The following is a 25,348-nucleotide window of genomic DNA, read 5'->3' on the forward strand; positions in this document are numbered from 1 at the left end:
TTAGTTCTGGGAGACGATCCGACCGTCTTCGATACGGATAATGCGGTCTGCCATCTGCGCAATTTCTTCGTTGTGGGTAATCATTACGATTGTCTGGGCGAACTTTTGACTGGTTACTTTCAAAAGGCTCAATACATCCTGGCTGGTTTTGGAATCCAGATTACCTGTCGGTTCATCTGCCAGAATGATAGCGGGTGCTGCCGCCAGCGCACGGGCGATTGCCACACGCTGCTGCTGACCGCCCGAAAGCTGATTGGGCAGGGCATCCAGACGCTCATCCAGCCCAAGGGTCTGCACGATCTGCTGTACGAAATCCTTGTTGACCTTGCCGCCGTCCAGCTCAATGGGTAGAACGATATTTTCATACACATTCAGCACCGGAACAAGATTATATGCTTGGAACACAAAGCCTATTTTTCTGCGGCGGAAGATGGTCAAGGCTTCATCCTTCAGGGAGAAAATATCCTGTCCGTCCACCATGACCGTGCCGCTTGTAGGGCGATCCAGCCCGCCCAGCATATGCAGCAGTGTGGATTTGCCGGAGCCGGATGTGCCGACAATCGCCACAAATTCACCTTTCTGCACACTTAAATCCACTCCGTCCAACGCATGAACCGCATTATTGCCGGAGCCATAAATTTTTCTCAGGTTTTTTGCCTGTAAAACTTCCATAAACGAGTACCTCCATGAAAAAATCTGTATGTATGCAAAGAAATCATCCTTTGATACATACAGATTATCGCATAGGATTCTTTCCACATTCTTTCCAGCGGAAAATGAAATCTAACAGTTTTGAAAGAATGGATGCTATTTCGGCAGAAATATGGAAAACGTACTTCCTTTTCCCGGAACGGAAGCGACCTTGATATAACCGTCCTCGCCGGATATGATCTGTCGGGCAAGGTATAAGCCGATGCCTACACCTTCTTGTTTCCGCACACTATTTGAGCGGTAAAAGCGAGCAAATATCTTCGCTTGCTCGCTTTCCGAAATGCCCGAACCGGTATCCGATATATCGATCCTTGCAAACATTTCATAGCTTACAGCAGAAATCCTGATTGTGCCATGCTCTGTATATTTGATGGCATTATCTACGATATTAGCCAGTGCTTCCGCTGTCCATTTGAAGTCGAATACAGCAAAAGCATCGGTATCTTGCAGTTGCAAAGACAATCCTTTTTCAGAAACCTTGGCGGCATATTGTTCTGCAATACCTTGAAGCAGTGGCTGTAATGCTGAGCGCTGCGGCGATAGTGAAATAATTCCGTTTTCCAGCCGGGACAGCTTTACAAGCGAGTCAATCAAAAATCGCAATTTCTCCGATTGATTGTACAGTGCCTCCATATTTGCCTTCGCCGATACAGGCAGAGTTTCCTCCATCAAAAGCTCGCTGTATAACAGCAGGTTTGCAATCGGCGTTTTTGTCTGGTGGGAGATGTCCGCAATCAAGGTCTTAATTCTGTCCTTCTCCTGTGCTACATTTCGAGAGGAAGTTTCTGCTGCGGAAAGATAGTGTGCAAACTTTGTTTCCAAAGCAGACAGCTGGCTTTCATCAAAAGTGGCTTCAGAAAAGGAGCCGGTCATGGCAGCGTCCAGCATCCTTTCGATTTCTTCCATCGTTTTTCTGACCTTTCTCCGCTCCCATAATACAGTAGCTATCGCCGCCAGAAAACATAGCAGTATGATCACAATGCCGGTTTTATTCATCTTTTGTCACCCAGCTATAACCGATTCCATAGATGGTTTTAATGTATTTCTGTGCACCAAGCTTATCCCTCAGACGCTTGATCGTAACAGACAAAGCATTTTCATCCACATATTCTGCGCCATCTGTCCAGATCCGGTCGACAAGGTCTCCACGGGTCATGGTTCGACCACGGTTTTCAACAAGCAGACGCAGTAATTTTTGTTCTGTTTTACTCAATTCCACTTTTGAATCTCCCACATAAAAGGTCATAGCCTCAAAGTCAAAGTGAAATAGATCCATATGGAACGGCGCATTTTTTTGGTTTGACGCTTGCTTTCGCAGTTGGGTATTCACCCTTGCCCGCAAAACCGAAAGAGAAAAGGGCTTGGTAATGTAATCATCAGCGCCCCGCTCCAGTCCGTCTACGATGTCCAGATCAGTGTCATTGGCAGTCAGCAGAATAACAGGAACTCCGGGCAGGTTTTTCTTGACCTCCCGGAGCAGCTCAAGCCCACTGCCATCTGGTAGATTGATATCCAGCAGGATCAGGGATACACTACCGCAAAGCAATTGCTCTCTTGCCGCTTTTAGCTCATGGCAGGATATAATTTGACGGTCATCTGCTTTTAGTGCTTTACTTAAACCTTGATTCAACCCTATATCATCTTCAATAATCAATAATTGTTCCATGTATCTCACTCCCTCGTTATTCAAAGGCCGCCATCATTTCCTTGGGCAATTTTTCGTTCTCACAGTTCAGAAGATAGGCTATTGGCTATTGCTCTGTTTGCAAATTTGTTTGTTTTCGCTGTATCCCAATCAGCAAGCCGGATGATCTATGCTGTGCCGTTTTTTTACTTTCTTAATTGTATCATGCTAATGTAAAGAAATCCATATTCTCTAAAAAGTTGTCCTGTTTTTTGAAACAGGGTTGTTACTGTTCACTGGTAACATTCCGCGAGGCGTTTTTTGTGAACAAAGTTCACAGAAAACCCGAGAATTGCGGCGCGAAATCATGCGAATGCATGATTTCTGTGCATCGCGAAGCGCGTTACTGTGAACGGAGTGAACAGTAACACAGGGTTAGCCCCTGAACAGCAACAAGGCATTAATAAGAACTGAAAAACATAAAAAAACATCTTGATTTTCATGAATACTTATGATATGATATCGCTCAAAGAAAAGGGAGTAGCGGCCATGAAGAGATAAAAGGAAATCCATTTTTTCTGAATGGTGCATAAATGCGTCAGAACGGTAGATGAAACTACCCGCATTATGAGATAATCAGCGAGACTTTTATTTCAGGCATTATAACAGTGCCTGGGATAAAAGTCTTTTTTTTCCCTTTTTGAACGCTTTACAACTATTGTTAGTAAGAGAGATGGAGGAGAAAAATGAGTAAGCGAAATGGAAAAATGAAATATCTGGCAATCGGTGCTATTGGGCTTATAGCGGCAGGGGGATTGGCTCTGGATACAACTTACCAGATTCAGGAGCAGGAACAGGCAGTACTCACAACCTTTGGAGTGCCAAAGGCAGTGAATGAAACGGGATTACATTTCAAAGTCCCTTTTGTACAGCAGGTGCAGAAGGTAAATACCACGATCCAGGGATTTCCAATAGGATACAGTATGGGGAACAATGCGGTGGTGGAAAATGAAGGAATCATGATCACTTCGGATTACAATTTTATTGATGTGGATTTCTTTGTAGAATATCGAATTTCAGAACCTGTAAAATACCTTTACACCTCTGAGCAGCCGGAAGAGATTTTAAAAAATATTGCGCAAAGCTGTATCCGAACTGTAATAGCAAGCTATAACGTGGATGAGGTTCTGACCACCGGAAAAGGAGAAATCCAGAGCAAGATCAAAGAAATGATTTTGAATCAGATGGAGGAACAGGATCTGGGAATTCAATTGGTCAACATAACAATACAGGATTCCGAGCCGCCTACTGAAGAAGTGATGAAAGCATTTAAAGAGGTGGAAACTGCGAAACAGGGAAAAGAAACGGCGCTTAACAATGCTAATAAATACAGGAACGAAAAGCTTCCCGAAGCGCAGGCCCAGGCAGACCAGATTATTCAGGATGCGGAGGCACAAAAACAGGTGAGGATCAATGAGGCAGAAGCTGAGGTGGCAAGATTTAATGCAATGTATGAGGAATATGTGAAGAATCCGGAGACCACAAAAATGCGAATGTTCTATGAAACCATGGAAGATGTGCTGCCTGGTATGAAGATTGTGATCGACAACGGAAGTGGCGTGGAAAAGATATTGCCGCTGGATTCTTTTTCCGGAGACTGGAAAACAGAAGAAGATACAAGTGAAGAAACTAAGTGAAGTTAAGATAAGTATCTGATAGAAAGGATAAAAAATTATGAAAATGAAAAAAGCGGCACTTATAGCAGGCATTCTCGGAGCAGTAATAATCGGTTCTTCCATAACTATAACCCAACAAAATGAATACAAGCTGATCCGTCAGTTTGGTAAAGTTGACAGAGTGATCTGCGAACCGGGAATCAGCTTTAAAATTCCATTGATAGAAAGAACACAGTCTTTACCAAAGGAAACGTTGTTATATGATTTGGAAGCATCTGATGTGATTACCAAGGACAAGAAAACCATGATCAGTGACAGCTATGTTTTGTGGAGAATCACAGATCCCCTTAAATTTGCACAGACTCTGAACTCTTCTTTGGAAAACAGCGAGAGCCGAATTAATACGGCCGTATATAATGCCACAAAAAATGTGATCAGCAGTCTTTCCCAGGACAGAGTGATCACAAGCCGTGACGGAGAATTATCGGATATGGTGATGGAAGCCATTGGAGATAATATGGAACAATATGGAATAGAGCTGATTAAATTTGAAACAAAGCAGCTGGATCTGCCGGACGATAATAAGGCTGCTGTGTATGAGAGAATGATCTCAGAGCGTGATAATATTGCTGCTACATATAAAGCAGAAGGCGATTCAGAAGCAAAAGTAATCCAGAACAAGACGGATAAGGAAGTGACCATTCAGATTTCAGATGCGAAGAAGCAGGCTGAGATTTTGAAGGCAGAAGGGGAACAGGAATATATGAAAATTCTTTCCCAGGCTTATGGGGAAGATGAGAGAAGTGAATTTTATTCCTTCGTAAGAAGTCTTGAAGCACTGAAAGCTTCTATGCAAGGAGAAAACAAGACCGTTATTTTGTCATCGGATTCCCCGATTGCTCAGATTTTTGAGGGAAAATAATAAAAATTCTTGCATCTGCCGGTATTGACGTATATCATAAGGTACATAAGGAGTGACAAAAGATGGCGATAGTGAGAAAACACATATATTTTTCCGGGCAGGTGCAGGGCGTTGGATTTCGTTACCGTGCCAAAAATGCGGCGAGAGCCAATGATCTTACCGGCTGGGTGGACAATCTGTGGGATGGCAGAGTGGAAATGGAAGTCCAGGGAGAGCTTTCCGGAATTGAGCGTATGATTCAGGAAATCGAGATGGGAAGTTTCATCCGGATTGAGAATTATCAGATGGAAGACCTGCCTGTGGATGAAAGGGAGTGGAGCTTTTATTCGAAATAAAAAGGGATGCCAGGAGCAATGGGAATTTTGCTTCTGGTATTTTTTTGTGTAATAGGAATATTACGGAGTAATTTCCTATTACACAAAAAACGCTCCGCGAGCAAATAGCAAAGCGGATATTGAAAAAACAGGATTGACATTCAGAAACATGCCCCTTATAATTAGTTCGTGCACGAACAGTTCGAACCCGAACGGTTCGCACATGAACTATTTTGTATGGAAGTATATGAAAGAAGGGAAAGATGGAGAAAAAGAAGAAAACTGGTCCTGATGAGTGCTGCAGGGCGGAACGGCAAATAGGGTATGAGGTTCGTACTCTCAATCAGGTAATTGGGCGTCTGGTGAATTCGTATCAGTCCAAGGTGGATGAAAAAGCCGGAATTAACCGCATGCAGGGGTGGATCATTGGTTATCTGTACCGACATTCAGAAGAGGCTGTTTTCCAGAAAGACCTGGAAGCAGAATTTCAGATGGCGCGTTCTACTGCTTCAGGAATCCTTCAGGCAATGGAGAAGAAAGGGCTTATTACCAGAGAACCTATTCCAAGAGATGCCAGACTGAAGCGTCTGGTGCTTACAGAAAAGGGAATGGAATTTCAGATGGAAATTATGGAGAATTTTGACCGGATCCAGAAAGTATTGAAGTCTGACATTCCCCAGGAAAAACTGGAATGCTTTATGGAAGTTCTGGACATAATCCGGGAAAATGCCCAAAGAGAGTGCTGTCTGCGGGATGAAAACTAACAAAAAAGAAAGGGGAGAACCTGATGATAAAGACATTACTTGCCCAGGTAAAGGAGTTTAAGAAGGCCTCCTTCCTCACACCGGTATTTATGATACTGGAGGTTGTGGTGGAGACAATGATTCCTCTTGTAATGGCAGATATGATCGACAACGGTGTGGAAACCGGTAATATCAGTTATCTTTACAGAAAGGGTGCCATTATGGCGCTTCTTGCTGTTGCAGGACTTGTTACCGGTATTCTTGGGGGAAAATATGGAGCATACGCATCCTCCGGCTTTGCCCGTAATCTTCGTAAAGCAATGTATACTAACATTCAGACATTTTCATTTTCAAACATTGACAAGTTCAGTACTGCAAGTCTGATCACACGTCTGACTACAGATGTGACCAACCTGCAGAATGCATACCAGATGATCCTGCGTATGTGTACCCGTGCCCCGGCCAGTCTGATCTGTGCCATGGCGATGGCGTTTATGATCAATGCAAGGGTTGCCAGCATTTACCTTATTGCCGTTATTTTTCTTGGATGTTTTCTCGTATTTATTATGAAAAAGGCGACTAAGTATTTCCGGGAAGTATTTGAAAAATATGACGATTTAAATGCCAGCGTGCAGGAGAATATCAGCGCAGTCCGCGTTGTGAAGGCTTATGTACGTGAAGAATATGAGACCACTAAGTTTCAGAAAGCCTGCAATAAAGTTTACGAAATGTTTGTAAGAGCTGAAAAACTGGTAGTTATGAATATGCCGGTTATGCAGTTTACAGTATATGCATGTATTCTTGGAATCAGCTGGCTGGGTGCGAATATGATCGTTGGCGGCAGTCTGACTACAGGTGAATTGATGAGTCTTCTTACATATTGTATGAATATTCTTATGAGCCTTATGATGCTTTCCATGGTATTTGTTATGGTCACCATGAGCGCAGCAAGTGCAGAGCGTGTAACTGAGGTTATCAATGAAACAGCAGATCTTCATGATCCGCAGGATCCGGTTATGGAAGTTGCAGACGGAAGTATTGAATTTGATCATGTGGATTTCAGCTATAAGAAGGACAGTAAGGAGCCGGTGCTGAAGGATATCAATCTTTCTATCCGCGCAGGAGAAACTATTGGTATTATCGGTGGAACCGGAAGTGCCAAGTCCAGTCTGGTAAACCTGATCAGCCGTCTTTATGATGTGAGCTCCGGATCAGTGAAAGTTGGCGGCGTGGATGTGCGTGACTACCATATGGATAGTCTGCGTAACCAGGTAGCAGTTGTACTTCAGAAGAATGTGCTGTTTTCCGGTACCATTCTGGAGAATCTGCGCTGGGGAAATAAAGAGGCTTCGGAGAAAGAGTGCCGCAGAGCGTGTCAGCTTTCCTGTGCGGATGACTTCATTGAGAAAATGCCGGACAAATACAATACTTATATTGAGCAGGGCGGAACCAATGTTTCCGGCGGTCAGAAACAGCGTCTGTGTATCGCCAGAGCTCTTCTTAAGAAACCCAAAGTACTGATTCTGGATGATTCCACAAGTGCGGTAGATACTGCCACAGATGCACGTATCAGAAGAGCTTTTGCAGAAGAAATTCCGGATACTACCAAGCTGATCATTGCACAGCGTATTTCCAGTATTCAGAGTGCGGACAGGATCATTGTCATGGATGAGGGAAAAATCAGCGGATTTGGAACTCATGAGGAACTAATGAAAACCAATGCCATTTATCAGGAGGTTTATAATTCACAGATAAAGGGTGGTGGAGATTTTGATGAGAATAGAGGAGGTGAGCAGGCATGAGCAATGAAAGACCGATAAAGAAGCCAGGCCGCAGCGGGGCAGCCTTCCGTTCAGGCCCTATGGTAGAGAATCAGGGCAAGATGCTTGGAAGACTGATGGGGTATATTTTTAAGAACTACAGGATCCATATTATTGTAGTTGTGATCGGCATTGTGGTAAGTGTTCTTGCCAATGTGCAGGGAACCATGTTTATGAAGACTTTGATTGACCAGTATATCATGCCTATGCTTCAATCTGAGACTCCGGATTTCCATCCTCTTGCAATGGCAATTCTTCGTGTAGCCTGTTTTTATGCAATTGGGGTGGCGTGCACATATACGTACAACCGTCTGATGATCTATGTCAGTCAGGGCACCCTACGCAATCTTCGAAATGAGATGTTTGAGCGCATGGAAACACTTCCTGTTAAATATTTTGATACACATGCACATGGCGATATCATGTCTATCTACACCAATGATATTGATACACTGCGCCAGATGATCAGCCAGAGTATTCCACAGCTGATCTCCAGTGTGATTACCATTGTCAGTGTATTGGTAAGTATGCTTATTTTGAATGTGCCTCTTACCATCGTGACTCTGGTCATGGTTGGAGTGATGCTGGTGGCAAGTAAGAATCTTGCAGGACTCAGCGGCAAGTATTTCATGGAGCAGCAGAAGAATCTTGGTATTGTAAATGGTTACATCGAGGAAATGATGGAAGGCCAGAAGGTTGTAAAGGTATTCTGCCATGAGGAAGAAAGCCTTGAGAAGTTTAATGAGCTGAATGACCAGCTGTTTGAGAGCGCGAATAATGCCAATAAATTTGCAAACGTGCTGATGCCTACCTGTGCACAGATTGGGAATATCAGCTATGTGCTGTGTGCCATTGTTGGCGGCGTGCTGGCAGTAAATGGTGTGGGTGGATTTACTCTTGGCGGCCTGGCAAGTTTTCTTACTTTTAACAAGAGCTTCAGCCAGCCGATCAACCAGGTAAGCCAGCAGTTTAACAGTATTGTTATGGCACTTGCCGGAGCGAAGCGTATCTTCGACCTTCTGGACGAGAAGCCGGAGGTAGATGACGGATATGTGACCCTGGTAAATGTGAAAGAAGAGAATGGTAAGCTGGTTGAGTCCAAGAAACGTACAGGACGCTGGGCATGGAAGCATTTTCACAAAGCCACTGGCAAAACAGATTATATCGAATTGAAAGGTGATATTGTTCTGGATGGCGTTGACTTCGGATATCGTGATGACAAGATCGTGCTTCACGATGTGAAGATGTATGCGAAGCCAGGACAGAAAATTGCATTTGTCGGCTCCACGGGTGCCGGTAAGACGACAATTACCAATCTTCTGAATCGTTTCTATGATATTCAGGATGGTAAGATCCGTTATGATGGCATCAATATAAATAAGATCAAAAAGGGTGATCTGAGACGTTCCATGGGTATCGTTCTTCAGGATACTAATCTGTTTACTGCTACCGTTATGGAGAATATCCGTTATGGAAAACTGGATGCCACAGATGAGGAAGTTATTGCAGCTGCCAGGCTGGCGAATGCGGATGGCTTTATCCGAAGACTGCCGGATGGTTATCATACTATGCTTCGCAATAATGGTGCTAATTTAAGCCAGGGACAGAGACAGCTGCTTGCAATCGCCAGGGCGGCAGTAGCAGATCCGCCGGTTCTGATCCTGGATGAGGCTACCAGCTCTATTGATACCCGTACAGAGAAGCTTGTACAGGATGGTATGGATAAGCTGATGGAAGGCAGAACTACATTTGCAATTGCACATAGGTTATCCACAGTCAGAAACAGTGACTGTATTATGGTTCTGGAGCAGGGACGTGTTATTGAGAGAGGCTCTCATGATGAGTTAATTGCGCAGAAAGGTAAATATTATCAGCTGTATAATGGGTGATATGGGGTAAATAAGTAAGAGGTAACGTTTGGAAGGTTCAAGCGTTACCTCTTACTTTTGGTTTTGGAAGATTTAGAGCGTGTTTGAAAAAGGCTTTCTGCAAGAATTTTTCAAACAGGCTCTAGAGCGCGTTATTTTTCACTGGCAGTTTCTTTCTGCGGCAACTGGGCAAGAACGATAGCCCCGAACATTACCACACAACCGATGATTTCCCGGGTGCTTAATTTCTGTCCTAAGATAATCCAGCCGGCGAGGACAGAGATGCAGGATTCCAGACTGAGAATCAGGGAGGCTACGGTTGGGTTCATATTTTTCTGGCCCACGATCTGGAGGGTGTAGGCGACACCGCAGGACATAACGCCGGCATAGAGAGTAGCGCCCCAGGCACCACTGAATGAAGAAAGACTGGGATGCTCCAGAATTATGGCTGGGATAGCAGTGAGGATTCCGCAGACCAGAAACTGGATGCAAGACATTTTTACTCCATCTGTCTTTGGTGAAAAGTAATCAATGACCAGAATGTGCAGGGAAAACAGGAAAGCACAGATCAGGACCAGAAAGTCTCCCTTTCCAATGGAAAAGCCGTCTGTGATGCAAAGCAGATAGAGACCAATCAGTGCCATTACAACCGCAACCCAGATAAAAGGACTGCATTTCTTTTTCATAAAAAGTCCAAGGATCGGGACGATGATAATGTAGCATGCAGTGAGAAAACCTGCTTTTCCAACGGAGGTGTACTGGATACCAAACTGTTGGAAGTTGGAAGCAAGACACAGGCAGATACCGCAGATTATGCCGCCGGCAATTAAGGTTTTGTTGCGGGAAAATGGATTTGAACCGCTGGATGCCATTGGCTGTCTGTCGGATTCTGTGAAATCAGCTGAATTGCTCTGTGGATTTATTTTATTGAGCAGTAAAATAACCGGGATCAGCACCAGAGAACCGATAATGTTTCTTGTGGCATTGAAAGTGAGAGGGCCGACAGCTTCACCGCCCTCACTTTGTGCTACAAAGGCGATTCCCCAGATCGTTGCTGTCAAAAGGAGAATCAGTGAATTTTTTAATGGTATTTGTTGTTTTTTCATAATGGATTATCCCCTCGTAAAATTTACAAAAATGCCCTCCTTTAACAGGAGGGGCATCATCGTTTAAATTATCTTTCCATCATGCTGATGGATTCAATTCCTACACTTCCACCTCGGACTACTTCGATGCGGCCGAATTCTTCTTTGATCAGTTTGACAACTGCATCATTTTTGGTCGCTGTCTGTACGAATTCCAGAAGCAGGCTGTCTTTACCGTAATCAATGACTCTGGCTTTGAAAGTCTCAGCAATCTGGAATAATTCAACTTTGTCCTCAGAAGAGCAGTTAAAAACCTTGATGTAAAGAATCTCTTTCATGCGGACGAACATATTGGTGAAATCAATAACTTTGATGACTTCTACCATTCGGTTCAGCTGTTTCTTGATCTGTTCGAACGTTTCATCGTCGCTTACAGTTCCGATGGTCATTCGGGAAACGGTAGGATCCTCTGTAGTACCAACGGTGAGGCTGTCCAGGTTATAGCTTTTGCCGGAGAAAAGTCCGGAAATCTTGGACAGAACACCTACCTGGTTTTCTACGTAGAGGGAAATCCATCTTTTTTTCATGCCTTTATCTGCCATTGGATAAACCTCCTGTTAATTAACAATCCATAATTAAATCTTCCAGTGTTCCGCCAGGCTTTACCATCGGATAAACCATTTCTTCAGGATCAATGATGAACTCGATCAGGGTCGGAACTTTGGTATTTTTCTTTGCTTCTTCAAAGGCTGCGGCAACCTCATTTTTATTGAAAACCCGGATCCCTTTGGCACCGTAGCTTTCTGCCAGCTTTACAAAATCCGGTGTATATTTCGGGTATTCCTCGCCATTTGTACGGCGGGAAAGGGCACCGGAGCGAAGATTGGTCATGCTGTAGCGTTTGCCATAGAAAAGCTTCTGCCACTGACGAACCATACCAAGATATTCGTTATTAAATACACAAAGAATCAGTGGGAGCTCTTCCAGAACAGCTGTGGCAAATTCCTGAATATTCATCTGCATTCCACCGTCGCCGGAAATAACGATAACCGGTTTGTCCAGATTACCGATCTTTGCTCCTACACCACCAGGAAAACCGTATCCCATGGTACCAAGGCCCCCGGACATAACAAGCTGCTTGCCTGGTGTGATCTCAGCATACTGGGAAACCAGCATCTGGTGTTGTCCGACATCCGTGACAATGATGGCTTCTTCAAACTGGCAGTTGATCTGGTTAATGATGTCAACCGGACTTAATCTGTCATTTGGACGCATTACAAGAGGATGTTCCTGCTTCCAGCTGTTTATCTCACTGTTCCATTTTTTGCTGGCATAGTCGGAAACGTATTCGGACATTTTTGCAAGGGCATCTTTTGCATCTGCAACGATTGGAATATCTACCTGGATGTTTCTGGAAATAGAGGCCGTGTCAATGTCAATATGGATAATCTGGGCATTAGGGGCAAATTCATGAAGCTTTCCTGTGATTCGGTCGTTAAAACGTGTTCCAATGGAAAAAAGTACGTCACAGTTGCTTACAGCCATATTGGCTGCATAGGCACCGTGCATGCCAAGGTTTCCGATAAAAAGCGGATGGTTGGTAGGGATTGCACCTCGTCCCATAATAGTAGTTACAACCGGAACACCGGTCTTTTCCACTACTTCCTGGAATACCTTATTGGCATGGGAAATATTGATTCCGCCGCCTGCCAGGAAGAGAGGCTTCTTTGCCTTGGAAAGTGTTTTGATCGCACGTTTCAGCTGTCCGATGTGGACACTGGTGTTTGGCTTGTAGCCGCGGATATTTACGCTCTTTGGATATTCTGCACTGCCCAGTTCAGCCATTACATCCTTGGGCAGGTCAATGAGAACCGGTCCAGGGCGTCCGGTACGTGCAATATAGAAGGCTTCCTTGATGATACGTCCAAGATCTTCACGGTTGCGTACAGTGACTCCATACTTGGTAATACTGCGGGTAATTCCTACAATATCAACTTCCTGGAATGCATCGTTTCCAATCAGATGACGTGCTACCTGACCGGTGAAGCACACCAGAGGAACGCTGTCGTAATTGGCTGTAGCAAGGCCTGTGACAAGGTTGGTAGCACCAGGACCGCTTGTTACAAGACATACTCCAACTTTTCCAGTAGTACGTGCGTAAGCATCGGCTGCGTGAACCAGTGCCTGTTCGTGACGTGGAAGGATTACGGTGACATCATCCTGTTTGTATAATTCATCGCTGATATCAATGGTGCATGCTCCGGGATAACCGAAAATGTACTCAACACCTTCTTCTTTCAGTGCTTTTACCAGCAGCTTATTGCCTGATATCTGTTTCATTTAGTGAAGATACCTCCTTTTCGCCGGGGAAAAACCCCACAATATAATTATAAAAAAATCTCCCACAAGATGTGCGTCACAATTTGTGGGAGATTTTGTCCGGATGAGGGCGCCGTAGCGGGCTACGGCAACCGAATTCGGGCAAAATATACCGCAAAGTGGGGCGTGCAGATTGCGGGAATGATTTTTCAAACACGCTCTAGAGCAAACGATATTTAATCAATATTATAGCGTTAACGTGGAAAAGTGTCAATAAAGTTCAAAGAAAACCAGAGAATTGCGGCGCGAAATCATGCAAAGCATGATTCTTTTGCATCGCGAAGCGTGTTACTGGTCACGGAGGGAACAGTAACACGTTGAATTAAAAGAGGTGGGAAAAAGAAAGGGATAACTGGTCAAAAAGTGGATTTTGTGGTAAGATATGCAGAACAAAAGTGTACTGAGAAAGGAAGAGGTTGAAAATAGTGGAACTAAATAAGGAAAATATGAAAAAGATAAGGTGGCTGATCGCTTTTTCAGTGCTTCTGTATCTGGGAGTGCAGAATCTGGATGTGGTGCTGAAGTATGCGAAAATTGTGTGGGGACTTCTTCTGCCATTTGTGCTGGGTGGAGCTATGGCGTTTGTGCTGAATGTACCTATGGCATTTATTGAGCGTCATGTTTTTGGAAAAGCAAAGGAAAAAGAAGACAGGAGGGGACGTGCAGCGGCAAAATTTGCAAGACCGGTGAGCCTGATCTTTTCCATTGTTCTGGTGGTGCTGGCGATTCTCGTTGTAGTACTGATTGTGGCACCGGAGCTTGGAAGAACTCTGGTAAATGTTGTGAAAAAGGTGGAAGAAGATATTCCGTTAGTTCAGAAATGGCTGACAGATACCTTCCAGAGTGATTCTGAAATTGTGAAATGGGCATCTACCATAGAAATTGATCCGCAGAAAATTATTGATTCTATTGTGAGCGTTTTGAGAAGTGGGGCGGACAATCTGGTATCATCCACTATTACCGTGACTATGGGATTGGTGAGCATGGCTATGAATTTTGCAATTGGTTTTGTGTTTTCCTGTTATGTGCTCCTTCAGAAAGAGAAGCTGGGCAGGCAGGTCCTGAAAGCGGCTTATGCGATCTTACCTGTGAAAACAGTGGAATATCTGGGACATGTATGTACACTGGCAAGTAAGGTGTTTTCAAGCTTTATTACCGGGCAGTGCATAGAGGCGGTGATCCTGGGAAGCATGTTCTTTGTTTCCATGACGATCGGAAGATTTCCATATGCAATGCTGATCGGAGTGCTGATCAGTTTTACGGCGCTGATTCCTGTGTTTGGCGGAATTATTGGATGCTGGGTGGGATTTTTCTTGATTTTGATGGTAAGTCCTCTGAAAGCTTTGGCATTTCTTGTATTGTTCTTGATCCTGCAGCAGATTGAGGGAAATCTGATCTATCCTCATGTAGTTGGAAACTCTGTGGGACTGCCGGCAATCTGGGTACTGGTTGCAGTGACTCTGGGCGGAAATCTTATGGGAATTGTGGGAATGCTGATTTTTATTCCGCTGGTGTCTGTAATTTTTACATTGTTTAAGGAATGGGTGGCTGAGAGGCTGGAGCAGAAGAAGGTAAAAATCAGTTGAGAAAATGTTTAATAAGCGCTGGTTGCTAAAGGAATGAAGCTTTGGAAAATAATAGGTTTACATAAAATAGAAAGCCGCAAAAAAACATCTCCGGGAGGATTAAGAACTTCCGGAGATGTTTTTGGTTTATTTTATGAAGATTAGTCGTTGGTCTGTTTCTGACTTTCTACTTCTGCAAGCTTCATTGCACGAACTTTCAGCGGCAGACCGAACAGAGTGATGAATCCGTCTGCATCATGGTGATCGTACATATCACCTGTTGTGAAGGACGCAAGAGATTCATTGTAAAGGCTGTATGGAGAAGTGGTTCCGGCCTTGATGATGTTGCCTTTATAAAGTTTGAATTTTACTTCACCGGTTACATATTTCTGTGTGGACTCTACGAATGCCTGGATTGCCTCACGAAGTGGTGTGAACCATTTTCCTTCGTAAACAACCTGAGCCAGCTGGCTGCCAAGTTTCTTCTTGGTTTCCAGAGTTTCACGATCAAGGATCAGTTCCTCAAGCTGTTCATGTGCTTCCATAAGGATTGTTCCACCAGGAGTCTCATAAACACCACGGGATTTCATACCTACAACACGGTTCTCAACGATATCGATAATGCCGATTCCGTTCTCGCCGCCAAGCTTGTTCAGCTCTGTGATGATCTCGGAAACTTTCATTGCCTTTCCATTTAAGGTCTTTGGAACACCTGCCTCAAATGTCATGGTGATTTCGGTCTCTTTATCCGGAGCTTTCTCAGGTGTTACGCTGAGTACTAACATATCATCATAGTTTGGAGCCTGCGCCGGATCCTCAAGCTCAAGTCCCTCATGGCTGATGTGCCACAGGTTACGGTCACGGCTGTAGCTATGTTTTGCATCGAATGGAAGGTTGATACCATGAGCCTGGCAGAACGCGATCTCGTCTTCACGGGACTGCATGGTCCAAACGTCAGTCATACGCCATGGTGCAATGATTTTGATGTCTGGTGCAAGAGCTTTGATTCCAAGCTCGAAACGGATCTGGTCATTTCCTTTACCAGTTGCGCCGTGACAGATTGCAACAGCGTTCTCTTTTCTTGCGATCTCAACCAGTTTCTTAGCAATAGCAGGACGTGCCATGGAAGTACCAAGAAGATATTTGTGCTCGTATACAGCACCTGCCTCAACACATGGCATAATATAGTTGTCGCAGAAGTCATCTACGATATCCTCAATATATAATTTGGAAGCTCCGGAAAGCTTTGCTCTTTCCTCAAGTCCGTCCAGCTCATTTCCCTGTCCGCAGTTAACGCAGCAGCAGACAACATCATAATCAAATGTTTCTTTCAGCCACGGAATCAATGCTGTGGTATCAAGTCCGCCTGAATATGCAAGTACAACTTTTTCTTTCATAATATTTACCTCTTTTCTTTTATCCCTCTGAAACAGATAGGGTTATAAAGCATATTAAATTTTGAATAAATATTCATCGTGATAACGGCTCTTACGTTCTGCACGTTATTCACAAAGAATAATATACAACAATACTCATAAATATGCAATAGTAAATTTGAAAAAAGTTTATAAAAACTTTGCATAAAAATGCATCATATAATAGGTAAATACGCGTTGAAATGCACAAAAAAAGATTGATTGAATGGAAAATAAGGAAAAAATGACTATTGCATAATATGCAAAGAAGATGTATAATTCATTCATCATTGTTTATAAAGCACATGTTACTGTTCACTCCGTTCACAAAACGGACATTGTTGCCAGTGAACAGAGTAACAAGTATGAGTTCTAGAGCCTGTTTGAAAAAGCATGCTTTTGACACCATAATAATGGAGGACACTAAAATGATAAAAGCTGGAATTATTGGAGCAACCGGTTATGCGGGAAATGAAATTGTACGTCTCCTTCTGGGACATAAAAATGTGGAAGTAGCATGGTATGGATCAAGAAGCTACATTGATAAAAAATATGCAGGAATTTATCAGAACTTTTTTAAGCTGGTAGATGCAAAATGTATGGACGATAACATGGAAGCTCTGGCAGATGAGGTTGATGTGATTTTCACTGCAACACCGCAGGGGCTGTGTGCTTCTCTTGTAAATGAGGGAATCCTTTCCAGAGCGAAAGTAATTGATTTAAGTGCAGACTTCCGTATTAAAGATGTGAAGAAATATGAAAAATGGTACGGAATTGAGCACAAATCCCCTCAGTTTATTGATGAAGCTGTGTACGGATTATGTGAGATTAACCGCGAGGACATCAAAAAAGCCCGTCTGATCGCGAATCCGGGATGCTATCCAACTTGTTCTACACTTTCTATTTACCCATTGTTAAAGGCCGGAATGATTGATCCGAACACGATTATTATTGATGCTAAATCCGGAACAACGGGTGCTGGAAGAGGGGCTAAGGTTGATAATCTTTATTGTGAAGTAAATGAAAATATCAAGGCTTACGGTGTTGCTACACACAGACATACACCAGAGATCGAAGACCAGTTAGGATATGCCTGCGGACAGGAAGTGACCATTAATTTTACCCCGCATCTTGTTCCAATGAACAGAGGCATTCTGGTTACAGCATACGCTTCCCTGACAAAGGATGTGACCTACGAAGAAGTAAAAGCTGCTTATGATGCATGTTATGAGAATGAGACATTTGTGAGGGTTCTGGATAAGGATGTGTGTCCGCAGACAAAGTGGGTAGAGGGCAGTAATTACGTGGATGTGAACTTCAAGATCGATCCGAGAACCCACAGAATCATCATGATGGGAGCTATTGACAACCTGGTAAAAGGTGCTGCCGGACAGGCAGTTCAGAATATGAATCTGATGTTTGGGTTTGATGAAGCGGAAGGATTATTACAGGTTCCGATGTATCCGTAAAAGTGAAATTGGAGACAGGCTCCGGGCATGGTTTCAGGACTGAGTTACATCAAAAAATAAACATATAATTTGCCTGATCGGGCAAAGGAGGAGTATCAATATGGAAATAATTACAGGTGGTGTTACCGCAGCAAAGGGGTTTAAAGCAGCAGCGGCAGCAGCAGAAATTAAATACAAAGGCCGTACAGATATGGCCATGGTTTACAGTGAAGTTCCATGTGTTGCAGCTGGCACTTTTACAACAAATGTGGTGAAGGCAGCTCCGGTAAAATGGGATCAGAATGTGGTCTATAATCACCCATCTGCACAGGCTGTGATCTGCAACAGTGGTATTGCAAATGCATGTACCGGAGCAGAAGGATATGGCTATTGTAAGGCGACTGCTGATGCAGCTTCTGAGATACTTGGAATCCCTGCAGACAGTGTACTGGTTGCATCTACAGGGGTGATTGGAATGCAGATTCCGATTGACAGAATTGTAAATGGTGTAAAGGCTATGGCTCCGAAGCTTGACGGTTCTTTAGAGGCCGGAACAGAGGCAGCCAAGGCTATCATGACTACAGATACCGTAAAAAAAGAGGTTGCTGTACAGATCGAAATTGGTGGAAAAACAGTAACAGTTGGCGGTATGTGCAAGGGATCCGGAATGATCCATCCTAATATGTGTACCATGCTTGGATTTGTCACAACAGATGCTGCAATTTCCAAAGAAATGCTTCAAAAAGCACTAAGTGCTAATATTAAAGATACTTTTAATATGGTTTCTGTAGATGGTGATACTTCCACAAATGACACTGTTCTTCTCCTTGCAAATGGCATGGCAGGCAATCTTGAGATCACAGAAGAGGGTGCTGATTTTGATAAATTTATGGAGGCTTTGAATTATATTAATACCTGTTTGTCAAAGAAAATTGCAGGTGACGGAGAGGGCGCGACTGCACTTTTTGAAGTGAAAATTGTGGGCGCTAAGACAAAAGAAGATGCAGTTACGCTTAGCAAATCCGTAGTAACTTCTTCTCTTACAAAGGCTGCAATTTATGGCCACGATGCAAACTGGGGACGTATTTTGTGCGCTATGGGATACTCTGGAGTACAGTTTGATCCGGAAAAAGTTGACCTGTATTTTGAGAGCCGCGCAGGAAAATTAAAGATTATTGAGAACGGTGTTTCAACAGGATATGATGAAGCAGAGGCAACCAGAATCCTGTCTGAGGATGAGGTAACGGCTATTGCAGATGTGAAGATGGGTGACGCAAAAGCAACTGCATGGGGCTGTGATCTTACTTATGACTATGTAAAAATTAATGCGGATTACCGTTCCTGATATTAGGATTTGAGAGAGTGTAGATTTAGGCGGAATTTGGTCAAAAAAAGACTGGAATCGGGAGAAAATCAACAGGTATGCGGTTGCAGGAACTCTATGACATAGAAGATATAGGAAAGAAAGGTTAAGAGAAAATGGTAAATCAGAAATATCTTGACAAGGCAGAGGTGCTGATTGAGGCACTTCCTTATATACAGCGTTTTAATCGTAAGATCGTAGTAATAAAATATGGCGGAAGTGCTATGCTGGATGAAGAACTGAAGGCAAATGTAATTAAGGACGCAGTTCTTTTGAAACTGGTTGGTTTCAAGCCGATCATTGTGCATGGTGGTGGCAAGGAAATCAGCAAATGGGTTGGAAAAGTAGGCATGGAAGCCAAGTTTATCAATGGTCTTCGTGTAACCGATGCCCAGACAATGGAGATTGCCGAGATGGTTCTCGCAAGAGTAAACAAAGAGCTTGTTACCCATGTGGAATCCCTTGGAGTACAGGCTGTTGGTATCAGTGGAAAAGACGGTGGATTGCTGAAATGTAAGAAGAAATATTCCAATGGAGAGGATATTGGATTTGTAGGGGATATTACAGAAGTAAACCCGAAAATTCTTTATGATCTGCTGGAAAAAGATTTTCTTCCGATTGTTTTTCCAATCGGATTTGATGATAATTATGACAGCTATAACATCAACGCAGATGATGCAGCTTGCGCAATTGCAGAGGCTGTACATGCAGAGAAGCTTGCATTTCTTTCTGATATTGAGGGAGTTTATAAGGATAAAGATGATCCGTCATCTCTGATTTCTGAGCTTCATATTCAGGATGCCAGAAAACTGATCGAGGATGGATATGTTGGCGGTGGAATGATTCCGAAGCTGAATAACTGCATTGAAGCAATTGAGCATGGTGTTAACCGGGTTCATATTCTTGATGGAAGAATTCCTCATAGTTTACTGTTGGAAATCTTTACAAACAAAGGTATCGGAACTGCTATTTTAAGAGAGGATGGAGAGGAATATTACCATGAACATGAATAATCAGATGGAAGAAGCGGAGTCCAGTATTCTTCATACATATAATCGTTTTCCAGTTGTTTTTGAACGTGGAGAGGGTGTGCATCTTTTTGATTCTGAAGGCTCCAAATATCTGGATTTTGCAGCAGGAATTGCTGTAAATTCGCTTGGATATCACTATCCGGGATATGATGAAGCATTGAAAAATCAGATTGACAAGCTGACTCATATTTCTAATTTGTATTACAATGAGCCAATTATTGAAGCTGGTGCAAAGCTGGTAAATGCAAGCCGCATGGACAAGGCTTTCTTTACAAACAGTGGTACAGAGGCTATTGAAGGTGCATTAAAGGCTGCGAAAAAGTATGCTTATGAACGTGACGGACATGCAGATCATGAGATCATTGCCATGAATCATTCCTTCCATGGTAGATCAATCGGAGCACTTTCTGTCACTGGAAATGCACATTACCGTGAGCCTTTTGAGCCGCTCATGGGTGGTGTGAAATTTGCTGATTTCAATGATCTTGAGAGTGTAAAAGCCCAGGTTACAGATAAAACATGTGCAATTATTATGGAGACTGTACAGGGAGAAGGCGGTATTTATCCAGCGGAAAGAGAGTTTCTGGAGGGCGTTCGCGCACTGTGTGATGAGAAAGATATTCTCCTTATTCTGGATGAAATCCAGTGCGGGATGGGACGTTCCGGATATTATTTTGCATGGCAGGCATACGGTGTACAGCCGGATATTATGACCTGTGCAAAAGCGCTTGGATGCGGTGTTCCGGTAGGTGCATTTGTACTGAGTAAGAAGGTTGCACAGGCTTCCCTGAAGCCGGGAGATCATGGTACAACCTATGGAGGAAATCCGTTTGTATGTGCTGCAGTAAGCAAGGTTTTTGACATTTATGAGAAGGATATGATTCTTACTCACGTACAGGAATTAACTCCATATCTTGAAAAAAAACTGGATGAACTTGTGGAAAAACATGAGTGTGCTGCAGCAAGAAGAGGTATGGGATTCATGCAGGGAATCGTCATTGCAGGACGACCTGTAGGAGAGATTGTTAAGAAGGCTCTGGAGAAGAAACTGCTGGTTATTTCTGCAGGAAGCGACGTGCTTCGTATTGTGCCTCCGCTTGTGATTACCAAGGCGGATATCGATGAAATGGCGGAGATTTTGGATGAATGCCTGGCGTAAATCAGGACTGGAGTTTTTGTGAAAAAACAGGTGAAAATTAAAAAAGATTCGCTAAAAAAGCAGCGTAGGTTGAGTTTAAGCCATAAATGAGAATAAAACGACAGAAAAAAAGGTACTTTGAAATGGTTTTCAGGTACCTTTTTTCTATCGCTCAAGATTCTGTTTTAAAAAATTATTCCGGAAATCTCCCATAAATCCTGACATACATCTTGTCAAAAGTTGGGGGATGGAACTTTTTACACTGTATGGAGTACAGCTGCTTAAAAGCTTTTTGTAAATTTACTCTTCTGCGAAGTCGAATTCGTCTTTAAATTTCTCTTTGAAAATGTCAAAAACAGCGGTGAGAATGTCATCGTCATCAACGAAAACATAGCTCTCGTTTTCTTCATTTACGTCGTCCTCAACCTGAAGAATCAGTACTTCTTCATCTTCGTTCTCGTCCTCACCTTCCACGTCCTCTACAGGTGGGAGAAGAACTGCGTAACGCTTTCCTTCATATTCAACAAGGTCCAGGAACTCAAAATCCATGTCTTCGCCGTTTTCGTCTGTGAGAGTGATGATCTCGATTTCCTCTTCTGCTGGGGTACCAATGTTCTTTTCGTTTGCCATTGTGATTCTCCTTTCAAGTTGACATGCCAGCCCGGCTGTCATATTTGTTGAAAATATTATATCAATTGTGAGAGCTGTTGAATAGATGGAAAATATAGAAAATTTCGAAAATGTTTTTGCATAATGTCAGAAGAAAGACTGGAAAAGCGGTTTTCAGTAGAGATGTAACAGGATTGCAAGGTTGTTTTGGGAAAATATAAAAAACATGTTGACAAATAAAGTTGTCAATGATACTATTCAAATACAGGAAATGACAAACAAACTTGTCATAATGACAATGAAATAAGTCATTTCAGAAAAAATAATTGAATACACTACGAATGAGAAAGGAGCCTTTGAAATGGCGCTGGAGAATCGATTGAAGGAATATCGTGCCAGGCTTGGAATCAATCAGGCGGACATGGGGAAACTGGCTGGTGTGTCCAGACAGACGATCAGCCTGATTGAGAGGGGAGACTATTCACCTTCAGTGACGCTGGCTTTGAAGCTGGCGAAGATCTGTCAGGTGACAGTGGAAGATATTTTTACTTATACGGAGGATGGAGAAGATGAATAAGGGAAAATCTAAGAAGAAAATGAATTCCTATTTAAAAATGGTACTGATTATGCTGGCTGGTGGTGTTGTTGGAGGAATTTTTGGTTTTGTTACATCATACAGCGGGGAGAATTCTATAGCAGTTATTGGGCATGGGATGAATGCATTTCTTTTGGCTGTACGTGATCATACAGTGCTGCTGGAATGTATCTGCGGTGCGATCTGTATTATGATCTGTGAGATCCATTTTGGAAAGATGAAGAGAATGGGAAGCCAGATACAGGATGCAGAGGATGAAGAATATCATGAATTGCAATATCATATTGAAGTGTCCTCCAGCTGGGGGATGATCGCAAGTACAGTGGGAACTGTTCTTATGATGCTGATCATTTCACCAGGATATTCTATGAAATATATTGAGAGCCAGAGTGACGGTGAGACCGGGAGGTTCTTAGCAGGACTAGTTGTGTTTATGGGAATGGTTGTATATTTTGGTATGTGGCAGGTTCGTTATGTAAAGATGGTCCAAAGAATTTATCCTGAGAAGAAAGGCGATCCTGCTTCTATGAAATTCCAGGAGCAGTGGCTTGCAAGCTGTGACGAAGCAGAGAAGGAAGAAATCTACGAAGCAAGTTATAAGACTTACCTGTTGACTGGAAAGGTACTTCCTTTTTGCACATTGGTAGCCATGCTGCTTCATATGGTATGGAATACGGGCGTTCTTGCTATTATCATTCCTGCTTTTCTCTGGATCTTATCGGCGTTTAATTTCTGCCGGTGCTGTGTTACGAAAAAAAGCGAAAAACTTGCGAAGTGAATGAATCTTTGAAAAATACATATAATACTATTATGGAGGTGCCTGCTGCAAGTGCACCTCCTTTTCTTCCCGGGAAAGGGAGTATCCTTTTGGAGGCTGTCAGAACATCGATTGGATTAGAGAAAGAATCTGGAAGTATAGGATAGTTTATGGAGGTATTGTATGTGGGGATTTCTTGTAGCGTTGATATCTGGTGCATTGATGAGTATTCAGGGCGTTTTTAACACAGAGATGACTAAGCAGACCAGCTTGTGGGTATCCACCGGCTGGGTACAGTTTTCTGCGTTTTTGGTCTGTGTGTTGGCGTGGATTTTTACCGGGAGGGATAGTATTGGCGCGTTGTGGCAGGTGGAGAATAAATATACTTTACTTGGCGGTATTATCGGAGCATTTATTACCATAACTGTCATTCAAAGCATGGGAAGTTTAGGTCCTGCAAAGGCTGCTATGCTGATTGTAATTTCCCAGCTTGCAGTTGCCTATGTAATTGAATTATTTGGTCTGTTTGGTGTAGAAAAAGTGGATTTTCAATGGCGGAAACTGATCGGTATGGCTGTGGCTATTGTAGGAATTGTCATATTTAAATGGGAGAAATAAGGTAAATAGATAAAAGACTGATAAAATTTAGAAATGGTATTGTAAAAAATGTAAAGTTTCGTTAAAATAGATTAGGTAAAGCATGAGTGGAGGGGAACCTGCGCATAAAGCGAAAGGGGAACCTGCATGGGAAGAAAAATGAAATACAGATGTGGAATCTGGACAGTTTTGTTCTTTCTCTGGACGGCGTCTGCAATGACAGGCTGCGCACGTCGGGAAGAGGTTTTTCTGGAAGAGTTGGATTCAGATGAAGAGAACTCGAATAGAAAAGCCGGAGAAGAGAGCACTGCGTATGAGAGTAACGTGGCGGCAGGGGAAAATCCCGAAAAACAGTCTGCTGTTTCAGATGCTGGATCAGAGGGAAATACAGAAAATTCAGCTTTGGATTCGCCACCAGAAACGCCAATTCCACAGAAAATATTCGTTGATGTATGTGGAGCCGTTGTAAATCCAGGCGTTTATGAGCTGGATGAAGGAGCGCGTATTTTCCAGGCTGTTGATGCAGCTGGAGGATATTTGCCAGAGGCAGCCATAAATTATCTGAACAGAGCCAGAAGCATTGGAGATGGGCAGCAGATTTATGTGCCTACTGAGAAAGAAGTGTCTGAGGAGCTGGAACTCGCTATGGCGAAAGTGCCAGAGGCATTGAACGATGGTGACAAGTCTGGAAGTTCAGGATTGGAAGAAATTCAAGGCAGCTCAGTGGAAAATCCATCGGGAACTGTTGAAAGAGATACAGGAAGTTTCGGAGATGGCGCAGGCGATGATCCGCGAATTAATCTGAATACTGCAGATGCCGGGCAGCTTTCCACATTAAGCGGAATCGGGCAGTCAAAGGCAGAAGCCATTATTGCATACAGAGAGGAGCATGGAGACTTTGCTTCTATAGAAGAGATTATGAATGTAGAAGGTATCAAGGAAGGTACCTTTTCAAAGATAAAAGACAAGATATCAACTGGATAAGGGAGATTCTTAAATGAGCAGGAAAGTTTTGGTAGTAGATGATGAGAAACTGATAGTAAAGGGTATCCGTTTCAGTCTGGAACAGGATGGAATGGATGTGGATTGTGCCTACGATGGAGAAGAAGCCCTGGAGATGGCCAAAGAGAAGAAATATGACATTATTCTCTTGGATCTTATGCTTCCCAAGATGGATGGCTTTGAAGTATGCCAGCAGATCAGGGAATTTTCAAATGTTCCTATTGTAATGCTTACAGCGAAAGGTGAGGATATGGATAAGATCCTCGGCCTTGAGTATGGCGCGGACGACTATATCACCAAACCATTTAATATTCTTGAGGTAAAGGCAAGAATCAAGGCCATTATGCGCCGTGCAGGCAGCAATCAGGAAGAAAAAGACAAGGCGAAGACAATAGAGGCTGGTGACTTGAAGATGGATTGTGAGAGCCGTCGCGTGTTTATTTCTGGTAAGGAAATCAATCTGACTGCCAAAGAATTTGATGTGTTGGAACTTCTGGTGTTTAATCCCAATAAAGTGTACAGCCGTGAGAACCTGCTGAATATTGTATGGGGATATGAATATCCTGGTGATGTTCGTACAGTGGATGTACATATCCGTCGTTTACGTGAAAAAATTGAGGCGAATCCCAGTGAGCCCAAATATGTACACACCAAATGGGGTGTGGGATATTATTTTCAGGCATAAG

Annotated in this window: 25 protein-coding genes and 1 pseudogene; 17 read left to right on the forward strand and 9 right to left on the reverse strand. The window is 43.2% G+C overall.

The features are described from left to right. The 3 genes from AB5618_RS07065 to AB5618_RS07075 form a co-directional block, all read right to left on the reverse strand. Positions 1-672, reverse strand: a complete 672-nt coding sequence (locus tag AB5618_RS07065) for an ABC transporter ATP-binding protein (RefSeq protein ID WP_148461754.1) — start codon at positions 670-672, stop codon at positions 1-3. A gap of 135 nt (positions 673-807) precedes the next feature. Continuing rightward, complete coding sequence (locus AB5618_RS07070; RefSeq protein WP_173734922.1) at positions 808-1,707, reverse strand: sensor histidine kinase KdpD; 900 nt, start codon at positions 1,705-1,707, stop codon at positions 808-810. Further along, positions 1,700-2,377 (reverse strand): response regulator transcription factor, encoded by a 678-nt coding sequence (locus AB5618_RS07075; protein ID WP_173734921.1) that lies wholly within the window; start codon positions 2,375-2,377, stop codon positions 1,700-1,702. The genes AB5618_RS07070 and AB5618_RS07075 overlap by 8 nt, the downstream gene beginning before the upstream one ends. A gap of 704 nt (positions 2,378-3,081) precedes the next feature. Between AB5618_RS07075 and hflK the strand changes: the two genes are divergently transcribed. From hflK to AB5618_RS07105, 6 genes are all read left to right on the forward strand, one after another. After that, positions 3,082-4,032, forward strand: a complete 951-nt coding sequence (gene hflK / locus AB5618_RS07080) for an FtsH protease activity modulator HflK (protein ID WP_173769614.1) — start codon at positions 3,082-3,084, stop codon at positions 4,030-4,032. A gap of 37 nt (positions 4,033-4,069) precedes the next feature. Further along, positions 4,070-4,933 (forward strand): protease modulator HflC, encoded by an 864-nt coding sequence (hflC, locus tag AB5618_RS07085; RefSeq protein WP_118579775.1) that lies wholly within the window; start codon positions 4,070-4,072, stop codon positions 4,931-4,933. A gap of 62 nt (positions 4,934-4,995) precedes the next feature. Next, complete coding sequence (locus AB5618_RS07090) at positions 4,996-5,268, forward strand: acylphosphatase (RefSeq protein ID WP_118579773.1); 273 nt, start codon at positions 4,996-4,998, stop codon at positions 5,266-5,268. Positions 5,269-5,510: 242 nt separating this feature from the next. Next, positions 5,511-6,011 (forward strand): MarR family winged helix-turn-helix transcriptional regulator, encoded by a 501-nt coding sequence (locus AB5618_RS07095; protein WP_173716161.1) that lies wholly within the window; start codon positions 5,511-5,513, stop codon positions 6,009-6,011. Positions 6,012-6,034: 23 nt separating this feature from the next. Then, positions 6,035-7,792 (forward strand): ABC transporter ATP-binding protein, encoded by a 1,758-nt coding sequence (locus AB5618_RS07100; RefSeq protein ID WP_173716160.1) that lies wholly within the window; start codon positions 6,035-6,037, stop codon positions 7,790-7,792. Beyond that, a complete protein-coding gene (locus tag AB5618_RS07105; RefSeq protein WP_173716159.1) occupies positions 7,789-9,699 on the forward strand; it encodes an ABC transporter ATP-binding protein in 1,911 nt (636 codons plus the stop codon). The genes AB5618_RS07100 and AB5618_RS07105 overlap by 4 nt, the downstream gene beginning before the upstream one ends. A gap of 131 nt (positions 9,700-9,830) precedes the next feature. Here the strand turns inward: AB5618_RS07105 and AB5618_RS07110 are convergent, their stop codons facing one another. The 4 genes and pseudogenes from AB5618_RS07110 to AB5618_RS07125 all read right to left on the reverse strand — a co-directional run. After that, a complete protein-coding gene (locus AB5618_RS07110) occupies positions 9,831-10,784 on the reverse strand; it encodes a DMT family transporter (protein ID WP_179962530.1) in 954 nt (317 codons plus the stop codon). Between the two features lie 68 nt (positions 10,785-10,852). Next, positions 10,853-11,365 carry an acetolactate synthase small subunit gene (gene ilvN, locus AB5618_RS07115; protein ID WP_118579761.1) on the reverse strand — a complete coding sequence of 171 codons (513 nt, stop codon included), beginning with the start codon at positions 11,363-11,365 and terminating at the stop codon, positions 10,853-10,855. Positions 11,366-11,384: 19 nt separating this feature from the next. Next, positions 11,385-13,103 carry a biosynthetic-type acetolactate synthase large subunit gene (gene ilvB, locus AB5618_RS07120; RefSeq protein WP_368366610.1) on the reverse strand — a complete coding sequence of 573 codons (1,719 nt, stop codon included), beginning with the start codon at positions 13,101-13,103 and terminating at the stop codon, positions 11,385-11,387. Further along, a pseudogene (locus AB5618_RS07125) lies at positions 13,104-13,235 on the reverse strand (DUF6783 domain-containing protein); the annotation flags it as partial. On the opposite strand from AB5618_RS07125, the gene AB5618_RS07130 reads away from it, so the two are divergent. Then, positions 13,173-13,322 carry a DUF6783 domain-containing protein gene (locus AB5618_RS07130; RefSeq protein WP_313721083.1) on the forward strand — a complete coding sequence of 50 codons (150 nt, stop codon included), beginning with the start codon at positions 13,173-13,175 and terminating at the stop codon, positions 13,320-13,322. The pseudogene AB5618_RS07125 and the gene AB5618_RS07130 sit on opposite strands and share 63 nt — an antisense overlap. A 245-nt stretch (positions 13,323-13,567) precedes the next feature. Continuing rightward, complete coding sequence (locus AB5618_RS07135; RefSeq protein ID WP_368366611.1) at positions 13,568-14,728, forward strand: AI-2E family transporter; 1,161 nt, start codon at positions 13,568-13,570, stop codon at positions 14,726-14,728. A gap of 140 nt (positions 14,729-14,868) precedes the next feature. Here AB5618_RS07135 and AB5618_RS07140 read toward each other — a convergent pair whose 3' ends face one another. Then, a complete protein-coding gene (locus AB5618_RS07140) occupies positions 14,869-16,104 on the reverse strand; it encodes an argininosuccinate synthase (RefSeq protein WP_118579752.1) in 1,236 nt (411 codons plus the stop codon). Positions 16,105-16,550: 446 nt separating this feature from the next. Between AB5618_RS07140 and argC the strand changes: the two genes are divergently transcribed. The 4 genes from argC (at position 16,551) to AB5618_RS07160 (ending at position 21,123) form a co-directional block, all read left to right on the forward strand. Next, entirely contained in the window at positions 16,551-17,591 is a 1,041-nt protein-coding gene (gene argC, locus AB5618_RS07145; RefSeq protein WP_148461744.1) for an N-acetyl-gamma-glutamyl-phosphate reductase, read from the forward strand. A gap of 100 nt (positions 17,592-17,691) precedes the next feature. After that, positions 17,692-18,915 carry a bifunctional glutamate N-acetyltransferase/amino-acid acetyltransferase ArgJ gene (argJ, locus tag AB5618_RS07150; protein WP_368366612.1) on the forward strand — a complete coding sequence of 408 codons (1,224 nt, stop codon included), beginning with the start codon at positions 17,692-17,694 and terminating at the stop codon, positions 18,913-18,915. A 134-nt stretch (positions 18,916-19,049) separates the two neighbouring features. Beyond that, positions 19,050-19,946, forward strand: a complete 897-nt coding sequence (gene argB, locus AB5618_RS07155; RefSeq protein ID WP_173771142.1) for an acetylglutamate kinase — start codon at positions 19,050-19,052, stop codon at positions 19,944-19,946. Further along, a complete protein-coding gene (locus AB5618_RS07160; protein ID WP_173734915.1) occupies positions 19,933-21,123 on the forward strand; it encodes an aspartate aminotransferase family protein in 1,191 nt (396 codons plus the stop codon). Before argB ends, AB5618_RS07160 begins: the two co-directional genes overlap by 14 nt. 279 nt (positions 21,124-21,402) lie before the next feature. Here the strand turns inward: AB5618_RS07160 and AB5618_RS07165 are convergent, their stop codons facing one another. Then, positions 21,403-21,732 carry a DUF1292 domain-containing protein gene (locus tag AB5618_RS07165; RefSeq protein WP_368366613.1) on the reverse strand — a complete coding sequence of 110 codons (330 nt, stop codon included), beginning with the start codon at positions 21,730-21,732 and terminating at the stop codon, positions 21,403-21,405. A gap of 346 nt (positions 21,733-22,078) precedes the next feature. On the opposite strand from AB5618_RS07165, the gene AB5618_RS07170 reads away from it, so the two are divergent. The 5 genes from AB5618_RS07170 (at position 22,079) to AB5618_RS07190 (ending at position 25,347) form a co-directional block, all read left to right on the forward strand. After that, positions 22,079-22,288, forward strand: coding sequence for a helix-turn-helix transcriptional regulator (locus AB5618_RS07170; protein WP_330382771.1), 210 nt, complete (start codon positions 22,079-22,081; stop codon positions 22,286-22,288). Next, a complete protein-coding gene (locus tag AB5618_RS07175; RefSeq protein ID WP_173718893.1) occupies positions 22,281-23,084 on the forward strand; it encodes a DUF3169 family protein in 804 nt (267 codons plus the stop codon). The genes AB5618_RS07170 and AB5618_RS07175 overlap by 8 nt, the downstream gene beginning before the upstream one ends. A gap of 162 nt (positions 23,085-23,246) precedes the next feature. Continuing rightward, on the forward strand, positions 23,247-23,681 hold the full coding sequence (locus AB5618_RS07180; protein WP_173769620.1) for a DMT family transporter: 435 nt from the start codon (positions 23,247-23,249) through the stop codon (positions 23,679-23,681). 126 nt (positions 23,682-23,807) lie between these two features. Beyond that, positions 23,808-24,644 carry a helix-hairpin-helix domain-containing protein gene (locus AB5618_RS07185; protein WP_226837378.1) on the forward strand — a complete coding sequence of 279 codons (837 nt, stop codon included), beginning with the start codon at positions 23,808-23,810 and terminating at the stop codon, positions 24,642-24,644. A gap of 13 nt (positions 24,645-24,657) precedes the next feature. Next, positions 24,658-25,347: a response regulator transcription factor gene (locus AB5618_RS07190; protein WP_173734913.1), complete on the forward strand. Its 690-nt coding sequence runs from the start codon at positions 24,658-24,660 to the stop codon at positions 25,345-25,347. Position 25,348: the final 1 nt, after the last annotated feature.

Origin of the sequence: Ruminococcus sp. J1101004sp1_RTP21198st1_B9_RTP21198_201120 (assembly GCF_040924245.1) — a bacterium.
GTDB classification, from domain to species: domain Bacteria; phylum Bacillota; class Clostridia; order Lachnospirales; family Lachnospiraceae; genus Blautia_A; species Blautia_A faecis.

Coding starts and splice junctions, on each gene's coding strand:
- AB5618_RS07160 (WP_173734915.1), top strand. CDS start 19,933: ATGAACATGAATAATCAGATGGAAGAAGCGGAGTCCAGTATTCTTCAT.
- AB5618_RS07095 (WP_173716161.1), top strand. CDS start 5,511: ATGGAGAAAAAGAAGAAAACTGGTCCTGATGAGTGCTGCAGGGCGGAA.
- AB5618_RS07130 (WP_313721083.1), top strand. CDS start 13,173: ATGTGCGTCACAATTTGTGGGAGATTTTGTCCGGATGAGGGCGCCGTA.
- AB5618_RS07100 (WP_173716160.1), top strand. CDS start 6,035: ATGATAAAGACATTACTTGCCCAGGTAAAGGAGTTTAAGAAGGCCTCC.
- AB5618_RS07075 (WP_173734921.1), bottom strand. CDS start 2,377: ATGGAACAATTATTGATTATTGAAGATGATATAGGGTTGAATCAAGGT.
- argC (WP_148461744.1), top strand. CDS start 16,551: ATGATAAAAGCTGGAATTATTGGAGCAACCGGTTATGCGGGAAATGAA.
- AB5618_RS07175 (WP_173718893.1), top strand. CDS start 22,281: ATGAATAAGGGAAAATCTAAGAAGAAAATGAATTCCTATTTAAAAATG.
- AB5618_RS07070 (WP_173734922.1), bottom strand. CDS start 1,707: ATGAATAAAACCGGCATTGTGATCATACTGCTATGTTTTCTGGCGGCG.
- AB5618_RS07105 (WP_173716159.1), top strand. CDS start 7,789: ATGAGCAATGAAAGACCGATAAAGAAGCCAGGCCGCAGCGGGGCAGCC.
- argB (WP_173771142.1), top strand. CDS start 19,050: ATGGTAAATCAGAAATATCTTGACAAGGCAGAGGTGCTGATTGAGGCA.
- AB5618_RS07185 (WP_226837378.1), top strand. CDS start 23,808: ATGGGAAGAAAAATGAAATACAGATGTGGAATCTGGACAGTTTTGTTC.
- argJ (WP_368366612.1), top strand. CDS start 17,692: ATGGAAATAATTACAGGTGGTGTTACCGCAGCAAAGGGGTTTAAAGCA.
- AB5618_RS07110 (WP_179962530.1), bottom strand. CDS start 10,784: ATGAAAAAACAACAAATACCATTAAAAAATTCACTGATTCTCCTTTTG.
- ilvN (WP_118579761.1), bottom strand. CDS start 11,365: ATGGCAGATAAAGGCATGAAAAAAAGATGGATTTCCCTCTACGTAGAA.
- AB5618_RS07090 (WP_118579773.1), top strand. CDS start 4,996: ATGGCGATAGTGAGAAAACACATATATTTTTCCGGGCAGGTGCAGGGC.
- hflC (WP_118579775.1), top strand. CDS start 4,070: ATGAAAATGAAAAAAGCGGCACTTATAGCAGGCATTCTCGGAGCAGTA.
- AB5618_RS07165 (WP_368366613.1), bottom strand. CDS start 21,732: ATGGCAAACGAAAAGAACATTGGTACCCCAGCAGAAGAGGAAATCGAG.
- hflK (WP_173769614.1), top strand. CDS start 3,082: ATGAGTAAGCGAAATGGAAAAATGAAATATCTGGCAATCGGTGCTATT.
- ilvB (WP_368366610.1), bottom strand. CDS start 13,103: ATGAAACAGATATCAGGCAATAAGCTGCTGGTAAAAGCACTGAAAGAA.
- AB5618_RS07140 (WP_118579752.1), bottom strand. CDS start 16,104: ATGAAAGAAAAAGTTGTACTTGCATATTCAGGCGGACTTGATACCACA.
- AB5618_RS07180 (WP_173769620.1), top strand. CDS start 23,247: ATGTGGGGATTTCTTGTAGCGTTGATATCTGGTGCATTGATGAGTATT.
- AB5618_RS07065 (WP_148461754.1), bottom strand. CDS start 672: ATGGAAGTTTTACAGGCAAAAAACCTGAGAAAAATTTATGGCTCCGGC.
- AB5618_RS07190 (WP_173734913.1), top strand. CDS start 24,658: ATGAGCAGGAAAGTTTTGGTAGTAGATGATGAGAAACTGATAGTAAAG.